Below are 14590 nucleotides of genomic sequence, written 5' to 3'. Positions count from 1 at the left end.
TTATTTATTTGGCAAAGTCAGCCCAATTTACATTTTTCATATCGCCCGTGCGATTGAGTGCTGCATGCATGCCCAAAGCGGCCTGTACGCAGTGAGGAGTTTGTCCTTTGCCCGATAGCTTCATGTAATCCCAAAGAATTTCTTTGTAATCGGGGTGAGCACAGTTCTCAATGATGGCTTGAGCTCTTTCAACAGGGCTCTTACCGCGGAGGTCGGCAACTCCTTGTTCGGTAATTAAGATGTTTACTGAGTGCTCGCTGTGGTCTTGGTGAGAAACCATAGGAACAATGGAGCTGATCTTTCCGTCTTTTGCAACAGAAGGACATGTGAAGATGGAAATGAAGGCGTTACGAGTGAAATCGCCCGAACCGCCAATTCCGTTCATCATCTTGGTTCCACCGATATGGGTAGAATTGATATTGCCATATATGTCGGCTTCGATAGCTGTGTTGATTGAGATAAGTCCCAAACGTCTTACTACTTCCGGATTGTTTGATATTTCAGACGGACGAAGAATCAGTTTGTCGCGGAAGAAGTCGATATCATCATAAATGCCTTGCAGACAGTCGTTGGTTACTGTCAATGAGCAGGTACTTCCAAATTTGATGCGGCCTTCTCTCATCAGTGCAATCACTGAATCTTGAATAACTTCTGTGTACATTTCGAATGCAGGGATGGTTTTGTCTCTTCCCAATGCACCTAAAACAGCGTTTGCGATGTTGCCTACACCCGACTGTAAAGGAAGGAATGTAGAAGGGATCACGCCACGTTTCATGTCGGCTGCCAGGAAGTCGGCTACATTCTGGCCGATTTTGTCCGTCAAAGGATCGGCTGCCGCGAATGATCTGGCTTCGTCGGGTTTGTTCACTTCAACCACGCCGATAATCTTTTTCGGATCAACCTGAATGTATGGCAGTCCGATTCGATCGCTGGGTTTATAAATAGGGATTTCACGACGGTAAGGAGGGTCAAGCGGCTCGTAAACGTCGTGCATGCCCATCATGTTTTTGCTGTGAGCGCTGTTTAATTCAACAATAATTTGATCGGCCAGGCGACAAACTGTAGGAGCAATACCTCCGGCAGCTGTAAGGTAGATCTTTCCGTCGGCAGTCACTTCGCAAGCTTCAATGATAGCCACGTTGACTTTTCCCATGAAGCCGTAACGTACTTCTTGTGCCATCTGCGACAAGTGAATGTCGTTGTAGGCTATCTCACCGTTGTTGACCGCAGTTCTAAAATCTTTATTTGTTGTGTAAGGGGCACGGTAACGAATTGCCTTAACTCGAGAAAGTACTCCGTCACAAGAATCACCGGTAGATGCTCCTGTGAAAATCCCAATTTGAAAGGGATTACCTTTTGCGTGTTCCTCTTCTGCTATTTTTGCTATTTCTGCCGTAACGGCTTTGGGCGTACCAGCGGGAGTAAATCCGCTTAGCCCGATGTTGTAGCCATGTTTTACAAGGCTTGCAGCTTCAGCTGCGCTAATAAAGTTAAATGACATAAATAATAGTATATTTTCTTTGTTTAAATTATTTTTTAATATTTCCTTCGAAGTATTTCTGACCAGATAATAGCTTTTCTCGCATCTTCTGCGGAATTAAGGCTAAAATCGTTCTCCCCGATTTCCGGTTGCCGGGAGACTTCTTGAATTTCATCAATTCTTTTTTCAGGAGGTGGTGAAGTGGATTGCTTAAAAGTTTTTTGCTTTTTCATTTTGCTCACTTTTATTTCTGATGATTCTGTTCTGTGAGCAGGAAATGTTTGTGTGGGGAACCACTGTTCTCCATTAGTGGGGAATATAGGACGAGTTTCCATTGTCTCTTTTTCTTGGCCCGAAGGGATACGTGGAGTCGCATCAGGTTGTTTGCCAGCCTTGTTTTTGTTGGCCTGCCTGATGATTCCAATAACTATAACGCCTATGATCACTAGAAATTGTAGGAAATCTTCCATAACGATTTTTCTAAATACGCGCCAAAGGTAGGCATTTAATCTGATTATTACCAATGTTTTAGCATGAAAAAAGGGCAGCTTCACAGCTCCCCTTAGTTTTTTTAACCTAAACCTTAACTATGAAAAAATCTAATGTTTCTTTCATCTCACAAAAATGTAAATTTGAATTATAAAAAGCAAGTATTTTAATGAAAAGATAGTATTTGATTAACATTAATTATAATCTGTAACAAGAAATAGGGCTTTTACTATTCGTTAGACAAATAGATCATGCGAATTTTTGTAGGCTTGCGCATGTCTGTTTCGTTCAAAAAATATGTTATCTTTGCAGCCTCACATTAAAATACATAAAATTATGAACGAATTGACGGGAGCAGACTTTAAATCTGCAACTGTAGAAGACAACAAAAAGTTGTTTATTGAGACTTATGGCTGTCAAATGAATGTGGCCGATAGCGAGGTGATTGCTTCTGTAATGCAGATGGCGGGTTATTCGGTTGCCGAATCGCTCGATGAGGCCGATGCGGTGTTTATGAACACGTGCTCGATTCGCGATAATGCAGAGCAGAAAATTTTAAATCGCCTGGAACACTTCTATGCATTGAAGAAGAAAAAAAAGCACTTGATAGTAGGTGTTTTGGGTTGTATGGCGGAACGTGTGAAGGATGAACTGATTGAAAAACATCATGTTGATTTGGTGGTGGGTCCTGATGCGTATTTAACCCTGCCCGATTTAGTGGCTGCTGTTGAAACGGGTGAGAAGGCTATCAATGTTGAGCTTTCTACTACGGAGACTTATCGGGAGGTTATTCCTTCGCGTATTTGTGGCAATCACATCTCCGGCTTTGTGTCTATTATGAGGGGCTGCAATAATTTTTGTACGTATTGCATTGTTCCTTACACAAGAGGTCGCGAACGAAGCAGGGATGTTTCCAGTATCTTGAATGAGGTTCGGGATTTAATAACAAAAGGGTATAAAGAAATTACACTGCTGGGCCAGAATGTGAATTCTTATCAGTTTGAGGATGGTGAGCGCACCGTGACATTCCCCATGTTATTACGTATCGTAGCAGAAGCTGCTCCCGGTGCGCGCATTCGCTTCACGACTTCGCATCCCAAAGATATGAGTGACGAAACGTTACAGGTGATAGCCGATGTGCCCAACGTATGTAAGCACATTCATTTGCCTGTGCAAAGCGGTAGTTCACGCATCCTGAAACTGATGAATCGTAAATATACGCGCGAGTGGTACCTGGAACGTGTTCAGGCTATTAAAAGAATCATTCCGGATTGTGGACTGACTACCGATATTTTCTCCGGTTTCCATTCTGAAACGGATGAAGATCACCGGCTTTCTCTTTCACTGATGGAAGAATGCGGGTACGATTCTGCTTTCATGTTTAAATATTCCGAACGGCCCGGAACGTATGCTTCGAAGAAGTTGGTCGATGATGTACCTGAGGAAATCAAGGTGGCCCGGTTGAATGAGATCATTGCTCTGCAAAACCGTTTGTCGCTCGAAGCCAATCAAAAGTGTGTAGGCAAAACGTATGAAGTACTGGTTGAAGGGGTTTCAAAGCGTTCGCGCGAACAGTTGTTTGGCCGTACGGAACAAAACAAGGTGGTTGTGTTCGACAGAGCCAATCATAAAATAGGCGATTTTGTTCAAGTCGTTATAACAGAAGCCAGTTCAGCCACGCTCAAAGGTGAGCCTTTGGCTGTGTAATACTCGGTTGGATAACATAAAACGGGGCTATCTCATTTGTTGTAAGTGAGATAGCCCTCGTTGTAATGTCTTATTTCCGGTAATTTTCAGGCATTATAATCCACAAGATGATGTAAATAATTCCTCCTGCAAAGGCTGTAAAAATAGTAAGCAGAGCATAGATGAGCCGTGTCACGGTATAATCCATTCCAAAATATTCAGCTAATCCGCCGCACACGCCGGCAATAACCTTGTTGCTCGATTTTGTTAGTGACTTGTTCATGATATATTTGTATGTTAGGTGATGTTAATTTCCAAATGTATAGATAAAATGTCTTTTTTAAAGGCTTTATAATATTAAAAGACCTTAACGAATGCCGATAAGGTCATATTTTATTTGTTTATTTGCACCAAATTAGGGTGTATTGTAGCTTATAGTCAAGGGTTACTTTCAAATTTGATATAAAACTAATGAATAAAGTCAGAATAAATGCTTGTCCGCTGTGCGGAAGCACAAACATAAATCACTTCAAGAATTGTACTGATTTTTATGCCTCTTCTGAATCGTTCGATTTAGGCAGGTGTGAACAGTGCGGTTTTATTTTTACTCATGAATTTCCCGATGAGAAAGAGATTGGGAGATATTATGAAACCCCGGATTATATTTCGCATACAGATACCCGAAAAGGATTTATGAACCGTATATATCATTATGTACGTTCTTATATGCTTTCTAAGAAAGCGCAACTGGTGATGAAAGAATCGCACCGACGCTCGGGACGAATCTTAGATATCGGTACGGGTACCGGTTATTTTGCCAATGCCATGTATCTGCGTGGCTGGCAAGTGGAAGCCGTTGAAAAAAGTCCGTCGGCTCGTTCATTTGCCAAAGAGCATTTTAATCTGGATGTAAAAAGCGAAGAGGCTTTACTCGATTTTCCGGATGCGAGTTTTGATGTGATTACACTTTGGCACGTCATGGAGCATTTGCAGAATTTACAAAATACGTGGGAGCGCTTGTCTGATTTGCTTTCTGAGCGTGGCATACTTGTGGTCGCGGTTCCCAATTGTGATTCTTATGATGCGAAGAAGTATGGCGAACATTGGGCGGCGTATGATGTTCCGCGTCATTTATGGCATTTTACACCGGCCACCATGCAGCAATGGGGTGCGAAAAACGGCTTTATTCTGGCTGCCCGCCACCCGATGCCTTTCGATGCTTTCTATGTGTCCATGCTTAGTGAAAAGAACAAAGGTAATTCGATGCCTTTTGTAAGAGGATTGCTGACGGGTACCATGGCTTGGTTTAGTTCGTTGGCAAAAAAAGAGAGAAGTAGTTCCATGATATATATTTTCAGGAAGAAAAGATAATGAAGAGTAAAAGCAAAAATAATTCGATTCCATTTTTCGATATGCAGTTTGTAACATCCAGCATCAGTACTATGTTGGTGTTGTTATTGTTAGGGTTAGTTGTTTTCTTTGTATTGGCTGCCAACAATCTATCGGTTTATGTTCGTGAAAACATAAACTTTTCTGTGTTGGTAAGCGATGAGATGAAGGAGTCGGATATATTGAAACTGCAGAAGCGTTTGAATGAGGAGCCTTTTGTGAAGGAGTCTGTTTATATATCAAAGAAGCAGGCTTTGAAGGAGCAGTCCGAAGCGATGGGAACCAATCCGGAAGAGTTTCTGGGCTATAATCCTTTTACTGCTTCTATCGAGATTAAGTTGCACTCGGATTATGCCAATTCCGACAGTATTGCAAAAATTGAAAAGGTGATAAAGAAAAATACGAATATTCAGGAAGTGCTTTACCAGAAAGATCTGATAGATGCGGTGAATGAAAACATCAAAAACATAAGTCTGGTTCTTCTTGCGTTGGCTGTTGTGCTTACCTTTATATCTTTTGCATTAATCAATAACACCATACGTCTGGCTATCTATTCCAAACGATTCCTTATTCACACGATGAAGCTGGTAGGAGCAAGCTGGGCATTTATACGTAAACCCTTTTTGCTTCGAAACATTTGGAGCGGGATACTTGCGGCAATCATTGCCGATTCTATTTTAATGGGAACAGCGTATTGGTTAGTTTCTTATGAGCCCGAATTGATACGGGTCATAACTCCCAATGTGATGGTATTGGTGGCTCTTTCTGTGTTGGTTTTTGGGGTGCTTATCACTTTCTTCTGTGCTTATTTGTCTATTAATAAGTACCTGAGAATGAAAGCCGGTTCATTGTACTACATTTAATAAAACGATAATAAAATGGCGGATAAACAAAAATTTGCTTTCGACAAAACCAATTTCATTCTGTTGGCTGTCGGCATGGTGGTTGTTATTCTTGGATTTCTGTTGATGACAGGTCCTTCTTCCACAGAATCGGCTTTTGAGCCTGATATTTTTAGTGTTCGAAGAATTAAGGTAGCACCCGTTGTCTGCTTCCTGGGTTTTATTTTTATGATCTACGCTGTGTTGCGTAAGCCTAAAATAAAAGAATAAGGAATGGGTGATTTGACTATTTTACAGACTATTATTATAGCTATTGTAGAAGGATTGACTGAATTTTTGCCGGTTTCGTCGACCGGTCACATGATTATAGCCCAAAATATGCTGGGGGTACAAAGCACTGAATTTGTGAAGGCATTTACTGTAATTATTCAGTTTGGTGCTATTTTATCAGTTGTGTGTCTTTATTGGAAGCGTTTTTTCAAACTGAATACGTGTACTGTCTTTGATAATGAGGGAGTAAGCGGACTGTCGGCAACGCAAAAAATGCTGGTTTACGGAAAGCGCATATTGTATAAATTTGATTTCTACTGGAAGCTGCTGGTTGCTTTTCTTCCTGCTGCCTTTTTCGGCTTGCTTTTCAGTGATAAGATTGACGAGATGTTGGAGAGTGTGGCTGTTGTTGCGGTAATGCTTGTCTTGGGTGGAATATTCATGCTTTTCTGCGATCAGATTTTTGTGAATCAGGAAGAGCAGACAGAACTAACAGAGAAACGAGCTTTCAAAATTGGTTTGTTTCAATGTGTCGCCATGATACCGGGAGTGTCTCGTTCCATGGCTACCATAGTGGGAGGGATGACACAAAAAATGACGCGCAAAGCGGCAGCAGAGTTCTCTTTCTTTCTGGCCGTTCCAACGATGTTTGCCGCCACTGCTTACAAGGTCTATAAGTTATTTACTACAGGAGGTATGCAGATTCTGGCTGATAATATGGGAGCATTGATTATTGGGAACATCGTGGCATTTGTTGTGGCATTGTTGGCCATCAAGTTTTTTATCAGCTTTGTAACCAAATATGGATTCAAAGCTTTTGGCTACTATCGTATTATAGTGGGAGGAATTATTTTAGTGATGTTGATGTTTGGTTATAATTTAGAAATTGTTTGATGAATTTTACAGAAGGAGAAGTACTTTATTTTAATAAGCCATTAAGGTGGACGTCATTCAATCTGGTTGCGAGAGTACGCACTCAGTTGAGTAGAAAAATAAAAGTGAAGAAATTAAAAGTGGGGCACGCCGGTACTCTTGATCCGTTGGCAACGGGTGTGATGATTATCTGTACCGGGAAGGCGACCAAAAGAATAGAGGAGTTTCAATATCAGACTAAAGAGTATATTGCAACGATATGCTTGGGAGCAACAACGCCTTCGTATGATTTAGAGAAAGAAATCGATGCTACTTACCCAACGGAACACATAACTCCGGAGATGGTTGCAGAAACTCTTTCTCGGTTTTTGGGTGAGATTCAACAGATACCACCGGCTTTCTCGGCTTGTAAAGTTGATGGGGCCAGAGCTTACGAACTGGCGCGAAAAGGGAAAGAAGTGGAGCTCAAGCCCAAAACATTGGTTATTGATGAAATTGAGTTGCTGGAGTGTAATTTGCCCGAAATTAAAATCAGGGTTGTATGTAGCAAAGGTACTTACATTCGTGCTTTGGCCAGGGATATAGGAGAAGCGCTTCAGAGCGGTGCGCATCTTACCGGACTTATTCGTACCCGGGTAGGTGAGGTCACGCTAGAACATTGTTTGGACCCTGAGTGTTTTGTAGAATGGCTTGAGCAACAGAGTATTGATGAAGAAAATAAAAATGACTAAAAAGCGTATATATGAAACTGTCACAATTTAAATTTAAGCTGCCTGAGGAGAAGATTGCTTTGTATCCTGCAAAGTATAGAGATGAGTCACGCCTGATGGTGTTACATAAAACTACAGGTGAGATTGAGCACAAAGTGTTTAAAGATATTTTGGGCTATTTTGATGATAAAGATGTGTTCATCTTTAATGATACCAAAGTGTTCCCGGCCCGGTTGTACGGAAACAAGGAGAAGACGGGAGCTCGCATTGAAGTGTTCTTATTGCGTGAACTAAACGAAGAGCTTAGATTGTGGGATGTATTGGTTGATCCGGCACGTAAAATACGCATCGGTAACAAACTTTATTTCGGTGAAGATGATTCAATGGTGGCTGAGGTGATAGATAATACAACGTCACGCGGGCGTACGCTTCGCTTTTTGTATGACGGTCCCCACGAGGAGTTCAAAAAGGCACTTTATGCATTAGGAGAAACTCCGCTTCCGCACACCATTATCAAACGTCCCGTTGAAGAAGAAGATGCGGAACGTTTTCAGTCTATATTTGCACGTAAAGAAGGGGCCGTAACTGCTCCAACAGCTAACTTGCACTTTAGTCGTGAGTTGATGAAACGCCTTGAAATCAAGGGGATTGATTTTGCGTTCGTTACGATGCATGCCGGACTGGGTAACTTCCGTGACATTGACGTGGAGGATCTTACCAAACATAAGATGGATTCTGAACAGATGCAGGTAGGCGAGGAGGCAGTTGCCATAGTGAATCGTGCTAAAGATGAAGGTCGAAGAGTTTGTGCTGTCGGTACTACAGTGATGCGTGCAGTTGAAAGTGCTGTTAGTACGGATGGACACTTGAAGGTTTTTGAAGGCTGGACCAATAAATTCATCTTCCCTCCTTATGATTTTACTGTGGCTAATAGTATGGTCTCTAATTTTCATATGCCGCTTTCTACTTTGCTGATGATTGTAGCTGCATTTGGAGGTTATGATCAGGTAATGGAGGCTTACCACGTAGCATTGAAAGAAGATTATCGTTTTGGTACGTATGGGGATGCCATGCTTATCATTGATTGATATGAGCTTGTTATGGCGAAAGTATATTTGGGCTTGGGCACTAATTTAGGCGACAAAGAACAAAATCTTCATTCCGCCATACTGTACATTGAAAAGCAGATAGGGAGTGTTGTGTCCTTGTCTGCTTTTTATAATTCTGAACCTTGGGGGTTTGAGTCGGTCAATAGTTTCCTGAATGCGGTGTTGTGTGTGGAGACTGATTTGCTGCCACTCGATTTACTTCACCAAACTAAACAGATTGAGGTCTGTATGGGGCGAACTGCTAAGTCTTCAGACGGCATATACAGTGATCGTATTATGGATATTGATTTATTGCTCTATGACGCTTTAATAATGGAAACCCCTCAGCTTGTACTTCCGCATCCACTTATGAATCAGCGTGTTTTTGTAATGGAACCTTTGGCTCAAATTGCTCCCGACTTGAAGCATCCTGTTCTGCATTCTACCATGGCGGAATTACTCAAAAAGATATCCTGACGCTTATCCCTCTGTTATTTATTCTTCTTTTTTGGATTTATTATAAATAAGATATATGATTGTTTAGTTATAATCTTTATCTTTGCAACCTGAAATGAAATGTGGAAAGATTTGAGTAGCTTGCAACCACAGAAAAAAATGCTAAACAACATTCCTCTGCTTTTGCACTTCTACTCTTCCTTGTCACCATTTCAAAGATTATCATTATCAATTCATAAATTTGTTATGGGATATTTATTCACATCCGAATCGGTGTCTGAAGGGCACCCCGACAAAGTGGCCGATCAAATATCGGACGCTGTACTTGATGAGCTGTTGGCTTATGACGCCAGTTCAAAAGTAGCTTGCGAAACCTTGGTTACTACCGGACAGGTAGTGCTGGCGGGAGAAGTGAAATCTGAAGCATATGTGGATCTGCAGGAAGTGGCCAGAAATGTGATCAATCGCATTGGTTACACCAAAGGAGAATATATGTTTGAAGGAAACTCATGTGGTGTATTCTCTGCTATTCATGAGCAGAGCGCAGATATAAATCGTGGCGTAGAACGCGAAGACCCAATGAATCAGGGGGCGGGTGACCAAGGAATGATGTTTGGTTACGCAACAAACGAAACTGAGAATTACATGCCTTTGTCGCTTGATTTGGCTCATCGCATACTTCAAGTATTGGCTGATGTACGTCGTGAGGGTAAAGAAATGACTTATCTTCGTCCGGATTCTAAGAGCCAGGTTACGATTGAATATAATGACAACGGACAACCTGTTAGGATTGATACCATTGTTGTTTCAACTCAGCATGACGACTTTGTACAGCCTGTTGATGCTTCTGCTGAAGCTCAGTTGAAAGCTGATGAAGAGATGCTTGCTGTGATACGTAAAGATGTGATTGAGGTGCTGATGCCTCGTGTTATTGCTTCTATCAACAACGAAAAGATATTGGCCTTATTCAATGAGGATATTACGTATCATGTGAACCCTACCGGTAAATTTGTTATTGGTGGCCCTCACGGTGATACGGGATTGACAGGTAGAAAAATCATCGTTGATACGTATGGTGGTAAAGGTGCTCATGGTGGTGGTGCTTTTTCTGGTAAAGACCCAAGTAAGGTGGATCGCAGTGCTGCTTATGCTGCCCGTCACATTGCTAAGAATTTAGTGGCTGCCGGTGTTTCCGATGAGGTACTTGTTCAGGTTTCTTATGCCATTGGTGTGGCTCGCCCAATCAATATCTATGTCAATACATACGGACGCAGTAATGTAAAAATGACCGATGGTGATATTGCTAGAAAAGTTGACGAGTTATTTGACCTCCGTCCTAAGGCTATTGAAGATCGTTTGAAACTTCGTAACCCTATCTACAGTGAAACTGCTGCTTATGGGCACATGGGACGCGAACCACAAATGGTTACCAAACATTTCCATTCCCGCTATCTGTCAGATAAAGTAATGGAAGTTGAATTGTTTACGTGGGAGAAACTCGATTACGTAGATAAAATCAAAGCCGCTTTCGGATTGTAATCAGCGTAGCTTTACAGCTATTTATTTATAGGAAGGTTGTTCAACCTGTTGTTTTATATAACAGTGTGGATGACCTTCCGTCTTTTTAATGATGGAAATAAATAAAGTTTCTCTATTTTTGTAGTCGATTTAGCTTAATATCTCTGGTTGATGAATAAGATACATTCCGTTTGTGTGTATAGCGCCTCAAGTACTCAGATTGATCCTGTTTACTTTGAAGCGGCTCAAGAACTTGGTCGCTTATTGGCCAAGGAAGAAATCCGTTTGGTTAATGGTGCAGGAAGCATTGGACTGATGCGCTCGGTAGCCGATGCGGTGCTTTCGGCCGGAGGGGCTGTAACGGGTGTTATCCCTAATTTTATGGTTGAGCAGGGGTGGCATCACACCGGACTCACAGAGTTGATCAAGGTTGATAGCATGCATGAGCGTAAACAGTTGATGGCGGATTTAAGTGATGCTGTTATAGCTTTACCCGGAGGATGCGGAACGCTGGAGGAGCTCCTTGAGATTATTACTTGGAAGCAGCTGGGGCTTTACTTAAATCCGATTGTTATTTTGAATATAAATGGCTTTTATGACCCGTTGTTGACAATGCTGCAAAAAGCCATTGAAGAGCGATTTATGCGTTCCCGTCATGGTGAAATATGGACTGTGGTCAATACGCCTCAGATGGCGCTGGAAAAGATACATAGTGTGCCTGTTTGGGATTCTTCTATTCGGAAATTTGCGGCCATATGAACGTGAGGGATACAATAACTACCCCATTGCCGGTTGATACTGTTCATGCGGAGAAGGCTCTGCCGTGTTTTGTGTTGAAACCAGATACGGCCCGTATTTCGGAGGCTGAAAAGGCGGATACATTAACTCTTTATTATCAAGAACAATTTGTATCGGCCGACTCAACGTGTCTTACCACCTATCATTCGGAGCGTGAATTTGCCAGTGGCATTGAAGGAGAACGTGTTTCTTATAACACCCGTTCCGACGATGTAATTGTTGGGGTTATATTGGCTTGTTTCTTTGCTTCTGCTTATGTGCTCTCAAGGAGTAAGAAGTTTCTGATACAACAGCTAAAAGAGTTTATGGCTCACAGGGATCGTTCTAGTCTTTTTGATACTTCAACGGCTGCAGATGTACGCCATCTGGTGATGCTGGGCATACAAACCTGTGTGTTGTCTGGGGTGTGTTTGTTCGATTATTTTAGTGCGGATATACCATTGCTCACGGAAAAAATAAATCCTCATTTGTTACTTGCCGGATATGTAGGATTATGTGTGTCATATCTGATTTTTAAATGGATGATTTATGCTTTTCTGGGTTGGGTGTTCTTTGATAAAAAAAAGACAAGCATTTGGCTGGAGTCGTATTTTACCATTATATATTATGCCGGATTTACACTTTTCCTTTATGCTCTTTTCTTTATTTATTTCGATCTTAGTCTAGTTTACATGACAGCAATAAGTTTACTTTTGATAATTTCAGCTAAAATATTGATATTGTATAAGTGGATAAAGCTTTTTTTTAATAATGTTTATGGTCTTCTGCTTTTAATTTTGTACTTTTGTGCGCTCGAAATCCTCCCCTGTTTTATTGCTTATGAGGGGTTGGTTCAGATTAATAACTTATTGCTAATAAAATTTTAGGACGTTGAAAATAAAAAAAGTACTTGTGTCGCAGCCGAAACCTGCTTCAGAGAAATCTCCTTATTACGATATTGCAGAGAAGTATGGAGTGAAAATAGACTTCCGCCCGTTCATTAAAGTAGAAAGCCTTTCTGCCAAGGAATTCAGGCTACAAAAAGTGTCTATATTAGATCATACTGCTGTAATTTTTACCTCTCGTCATGCAATAGACCATTTCTTCGGACTTTGCACTGAGATGCGTATTGCAATTCCTGAAACAATGAAATATTTCTGTGTTACCGAAGCAGTAGCTCTTTATATACAGAAATATATTCAATATCGTAAAAGAAAGATTTTCTTTGGTAATACGGGAAAAATAGAAGACTTGGTGCCTTCTATTGTGAAGCATAATAGTGAGAAATACTTCGTTCCGATGTCTGACGTGCATACTGACGAAATCAAAAATCTGCTTGATAAAAATAAAATTACTCATACTGAGGCGGTTATGTATCGTACAGTGAGCAATGATTTTCAAGAAGGAGAGGCTTTTGATTACGATATGCTTTTGTTCTTTAGTCCGGCAGGAGTTTCTTCACTGAAGAAAAACTTTCCTAACTTTGATCAGAAAGAGATTAAGATAGGAACTTTTGGTTCAACAACAGCACAGGCCGTTCGTGATGCCGGCCTGCGTCTTGATTTGGAAGCTCCCACTGTGCAGGCGCCTTCTATGACTGCTGCATTGGAGATGTTTATCAAAGAGACGAATAAGGGAAAATAAAAACAAAAAATTGCGGTCGGCAGATTGGTTGCCTGAGAGTTGTTGCCCTGTTGGCAGAGTTTCACTCTCCGGAAGTCAATTGTCGACCGTTTATTGTATACAATGGGTACACATACATTCTCAAAACCGGAGCGATTAAGTAGTAAAATTGCAATTGATGAGTTGTTTGCAGGAGGTGCCAAATCCTTTTCTGCATTTCCGCTTCGTGTGGTTTATTTGCCTATTGTAAAGCGTGAGGGAATGGCTGCTGTATCTTTGCTTATTAGCGTTCCCAAAAAAAGATTTAAACGGGCGGTTAAGCGCAATCGGGTGAAGCGGCAAATACGCGAAGCCTATCGCAAGCACAAAGAGCTTTTGTTGAACGTGTACCAAAATGAAGAACAAAATTTAATGCTCGCTGTTATCTATTTGTCGGATCGCTTGGTTGACTCTTCTGAAATAGAAGAGAAACTTGCCTCGCTGTTGGTTCGTATATTAGATAACAAAGAATGAAACGGCTGTTGTCATACATATTACTCATCCCTATTTACTTCTATCGGGCGTGTATCTCTCCGCTAAAACCTCCTTCATGCAGGTTTACTCCTACTTGCTCTCAATATGCTATTGAGGCCATCAAGAAGCATGGACCATTTTATGGTTTGTATCTGTCTGTTCGTCGAATATTGCGTTGTCATCCATGGGGTGGATCTGGTTATGATCCTGTTCCTTGATATTTTATCTGATGGAATTGCTCGATGTACATACGCATCATTTGTCCACGTATCCCGGTCGGAGTATTCTTAATCTTATGCCAGGTGATTTGTGTCCGACAGGAGAAGTGTATTGTTCTGTGGGTATTCATCCATGGCAGATTGACGAGTATGAAGAAGAAGTGATCTGGGAGCAACTCTTACTGTCTTTGAAAGATCCTTGTGTTATAGCTATAGGTGAGGCTGGCATTGATAAATTGATTTCAGTTTCTCTTGTCAAACAGCTTGCTGTTTTTGAAAAGCAGATAGTACTTTCTGAAGAAAAACAGCTTCCGCTTATTATACATTGTGTTCACGCTGTGAATGAAATTATTCAGCTTAAAAAGAAATATGCTCCGCGTATGCCTTGGGTGATACATGGCTTTCGGGGAAAGAAAGAGTTGGCTTTGCAATGCGTTAATCACCATATATTTCTCTCTTTTGGTGAGAAATATAACGAAGAAGCATTAAAAGGTATTCCACTATCTTCTATCCTGATGGAGACAGATGAAAGTAAGGCAGATATCACTTGTTTATACGAAAAGGCAGCTAAGTTACTTTCCCTATCTGCAGATGATCTCAAGCTACAGATACAACAAAATATAAACCGTGTTTTTTTCGATCACTAATCCTTCCGTTT

18 protein-coding genes are annotated in these 14590 nt (G+C 41.2%); 15 read left to right on the top strand and 3 right to left on the bottom strand.

The window, feature by feature from the left end; genetic code table 11:
* Positions 1-4: 4 nt before the first annotated feature.
* Positions 5-1501: an acetyl-CoA hydrolase/transferase family protein gene (locus tag C511_RS0100820; protein ID WP_024995957.1), complete on the bottom strand. Its 1497-nt coding sequence runs from the start codon at positions 1499-1501 to the stop codon at positions 5-7.
* Between the two features lie 35 nt (positions 1502-1536).
* A complete protein-coding gene (locus C511_RS0100815; RefSeq protein WP_027317651.1) occupies positions 1537-1950 on the bottom strand; it encodes a hypothetical protein in 414 nt (137 codons plus the stop codon).
* Between the two features lie 355 nt (positions 1951-2305).
* Here C511_RS0100815 and miaB point away from each other — a divergent pair, with 355 nt between their 5' ends.
* Positions 2306-3676 carry a tRNA (N6-isopentenyl adenosine(37)-C2)-methylthiotransferase MiaB gene (miaB, locus tag C511_RS0100810; protein ID WP_024995959.1) on the top strand — a complete coding sequence of 457 codons (1371 nt, stop codon included), beginning with the start codon at positions 2306-2308 and terminating at the stop codon, positions 3674-3676.
* 70 nt (positions 3677-3746) lie between these two features.
* Here the strand turns inward: miaB and C511_RS15950 are convergent, their stop codons facing one another.
* Positions 3747-3938: a PspC domain-containing protein gene (locus C511_RS15950; protein WP_034781116.1), complete on the bottom strand. Its 192-nt coding sequence runs from the start codon at positions 3936-3938 to the stop codon at positions 3747-3749.
* Positions 3939-4126: 188 nt separating this feature from the next.
* On the opposite strand from C511_RS15950, the gene C511_RS0100800 reads away from it, so the two are divergent.
* The 14 genes from C511_RS0100800 to C511_RS0100740 all read left to right on the top strand — a co-directional run bounded on the left by C511_RS0100800 (position 4127) and on the right by C511_RS0100740 (position 14579).
* The gene (locus C511_RS0100800) at positions 4127-5026 is read left to right on the top strand and encodes a class I SAM-dependent methyltransferase (protein ID WP_024995961.1); all 900 of its coding nucleotides are present in this window, start codon (positions 4127-4129) and stop codon (positions 5024-5026) included.
* Positions 5026-5907, top strand: coding sequence for a cell division protein FtsX (locus C511_RS0100795; protein ID WP_024995962.1), 882 nt, complete (start codon positions 5026-5028; stop codon positions 5905-5907). The genes C511_RS0100800 and C511_RS0100795 overlap by 1 nt, the downstream gene beginning before the upstream one ends.
* 15 nt (positions 5908-5922) lie before the next feature.
* Positions 5923-6156, top strand: coding sequence for a DUF3098 domain-containing protein (locus C511_RS0100790; RefSeq protein WP_024995963.1), 234 nt, complete (start codon positions 5923-5925; stop codon positions 6154-6156).
* 3 nt (positions 6157-6159) lie between these two features.
* Positions 6160-7050, top strand: coding sequence for an undecaprenyl-diphosphate phosphatase (locus tag C511_RS0100785; protein ID WP_024995964.1), 891 nt, complete (start codon positions 6160-6162; stop codon positions 7048-7050).
* On the top strand, positions 7050-7760 hold the full coding sequence (gene truB / locus C511_RS0100780; protein WP_024995965.1) for a tRNA pseudouridine(55) synthase TruB: 711 nt from the start codon (positions 7050-7052) through the stop codon (positions 7758-7760). Before C511_RS0100785 ends, truB begins: the two co-directional genes overlap by 1 nt.
* 11 nt (positions 7761-7771) lie before the next feature.
* The gene (gene queA / locus C511_RS0100775; protein WP_024995966.1) at positions 7772-8827 is read left to right on the top strand and encodes a tRNA preQ1(34) S-adenosylmethionine ribosyltransferase-isomerase QueA; all 1056 of its coding nucleotides are present in this window, start codon (positions 7772-7774) and stop codon (positions 8825-8827) included.
* 12 nt (positions 8828-8839) lie between these two features.
* The gene (folK, locus tag C511_RS0100770) at positions 8840-9304 is read left to right on the top strand and encodes a 2-amino-4-hydroxy-6-hydroxymethyldihydropteridine diphosphokinase (RefSeq protein WP_024995967.1); all 465 of its coding nucleotides are present in this window, start codon (positions 8840-8842) and stop codon (positions 9302-9304) included.
* A 225-nt stretch (positions 9305-9529) separates the two neighbouring features.
* Entirely contained in the window at positions 9530-10822 is a 1293-nt protein-coding gene (gene metK / locus C511_RS0100765) for a methionine adenosyltransferase (protein WP_024995968.1), read from the top strand.
* A 150-nt stretch (positions 10823-10972) separates the two neighbouring features.
* Positions 10973-11560, top strand: a complete 588-nt coding sequence (locus C511_RS0100760) for an LOG family protein (RefSeq protein ID WP_024995969.1) — start codon at positions 10973-10975, stop codon at positions 11558-11560.
* The gene (locus C511_RS0100755) at positions 11557-12465 is read left to right on the top strand and encodes a DUF4271 domain-containing protein (protein WP_024995970.1); all 909 of its coding nucleotides are present in this window, start codon (positions 11557-11559) and stop codon (positions 12463-12465) included. Before C511_RS0100760 ends, C511_RS0100755 begins: the two co-directional genes overlap by 4 nt.
* Positions 12466-12469: 4 nt before the next feature.
* On the top strand, positions 12470-13222 hold the full coding sequence (locus C511_RS0100750) for a uroporphyrinogen-III synthase (protein WP_027317649.1): 753 nt from the start codon (positions 12470-12472) through the stop codon (positions 13220-13222).
* Between the two features lie 102 nt (positions 13223-13324).
* The gene (rnpA, locus tag C511_RS0100745) at positions 13325-13714 is read left to right on the top strand and encodes a ribonuclease P protein component (RefSeq protein ID WP_024995972.1); all 390 of its coding nucleotides are present in this window, start codon (positions 13325-13327) and stop codon (positions 13712-13714) included.
* Positions 13711-13932 (top strand): membrane protein insertion efficiency factor YidD, encoded by a 222-nt coding sequence (yidD, locus tag C511_RS17395; protein ID WP_081698245.1) that lies wholly within the window; start codon positions 13711-13713, stop codon positions 13930-13932. Before rnpA ends, yidD begins: the two co-directional genes overlap by 4 nt.
* An 11-nt stretch (positions 13933-13943) precedes the next feature.
* Positions 13944-14579 carry a TatD family hydrolase gene (locus tag C511_RS0100740; protein ID WP_024995973.1) on the top strand — a complete coding sequence of 212 codons (636 nt, stop codon included), beginning with the start codon at positions 13944-13946 and terminating at the stop codon, positions 14577-14579.
* The last annotated feature ends 11 nt before the right edge of the window (positions 14580-14590 follow it).

This window comes from Bacteroides graminisolvens DSM 19988 = JCM 15093 (assembly GCF_000428125.1).
Lineage (GTDB): Bacteria > Bacteroidota > Bacteroidia > Bacteroidales > Bacteroidaceae > Bacteroides > Bacteroides graminisolvens.
This window is presented reverse-complemented; position numbering and strand designations above follow the sequence as displayed.

What these genes read in the sequence shown, in the direction of transcription:
- C511_RS0100820 (WP_024995957.1), bottom strand. Translation starts at nt 1,501, where the DNA reads ATGTCATTTAACTTTATTAGCGCAGCTGAAGCTGCAAGCCTTGTAAAA.
- C511_RS0100815 (WP_027317651.1), bottom strand. Translation starts at nt 1,950, where the DNA reads ATGGAAGATTTCCTACAATTTCTAGTGATCATAGGCGTTATAGTTATT.
- miaB (WP_024995959.1), top strand. Translation starts at nt 2,306, where the DNA reads ATGAACGAATTGACGGGAGCAGACTTTAAATCTGCAACTGTAGAAGAC.
- C511_RS15950 (WP_034781116.1), bottom strand. Translation starts at nt 3,938, where the DNA reads ATGAACAAGTCACTAACAAAATCGAGCAACAAGGTTATTGCCGGCGTG.
- C511_RS0100800 (WP_024995961.1), top strand. Translation starts at nt 4,127, where the DNA reads ATGAATAAAGTCAGAATAAATGCTTGTCCGCTGTGCGGAAGCACAAAC.
- C511_RS0100795 (WP_024995962.1), top strand. Translation starts at nt 5,026, where the DNA reads ATGAAGAGTAAAAGCAAAAATAATTCGATTCCATTTTTCGATATGCAG.
- C511_RS0100790 (WP_024995963.1), top strand. Translation starts at nt 5,923, where the DNA reads ATGGCGGATAAACAAAAATTTGCTTTCGACAAAACCAATTTCATTCTG.
- C511_RS0100785 (WP_024995964.1), top strand. Translation starts at nt 6,160, where the DNA reads ATGGGTGATTTGACTATTTTACAGACTATTATTATAGCTATTGTAGAA.
- truB (WP_024995965.1), top strand. Translation starts at nt 7,050, where the DNA reads ATGAATTTTACAGAAGGAGAAGTACTTTATTTTAATAAGCCATTAAGG.
- queA (WP_024995966.1), top strand. Translation starts at nt 7,772, where the DNA reads ATGAAACTGTCACAATTTAAATTTAAGCTGCCTGAGGAGAAGATTGCT.
- folK (WP_024995967.1), top strand. Translation starts at nt 8,840, where the DNA reads ATGGCGAAAGTATATTTGGGCTTGGGCACTAATTTAGGCGACAAAGAA.
- metK (WP_024995968.1), top strand. Translation starts at nt 9,530, where the DNA reads ATGGGATATTTATTCACATCCGAATCGGTGTCTGAAGGGCACCCCGAC.
- C511_RS0100760 (WP_024995969.1), top strand. Translation starts at nt 10,973, where the DNA reads ATGAATAAGATACATTCCGTTTGTGTGTATAGCGCCTCAAGTACTCAG.
- C511_RS0100755 (WP_024995970.1), top strand. Translation starts at nt 11,557, where the DNA reads ATGAACGTGAGGGATACAATAACTACCCCATTGCCGGTTGATACTGTT.
- rnpA (WP_024995972.1), top strand. Translation starts at nt 13,325, where the DNA reads ATGGGTACACATACATTCTCAAAACCGGAGCGATTAAGTAGTAAAATT.
- yidD (WP_081698245.1), top strand. Translation starts at nt 13,711, where the DNA reads ATGAAACGGCTGTTGTCATACATATTACTCATCCCTATTTACTTCTAT.
- C511_RS0100740 (WP_024995973.1), top strand. Translation starts at nt 13,944, where the DNA reads ATGGAATTGCTCGATGTACATACGCATCATTTGTCCACGTATCCCGGT.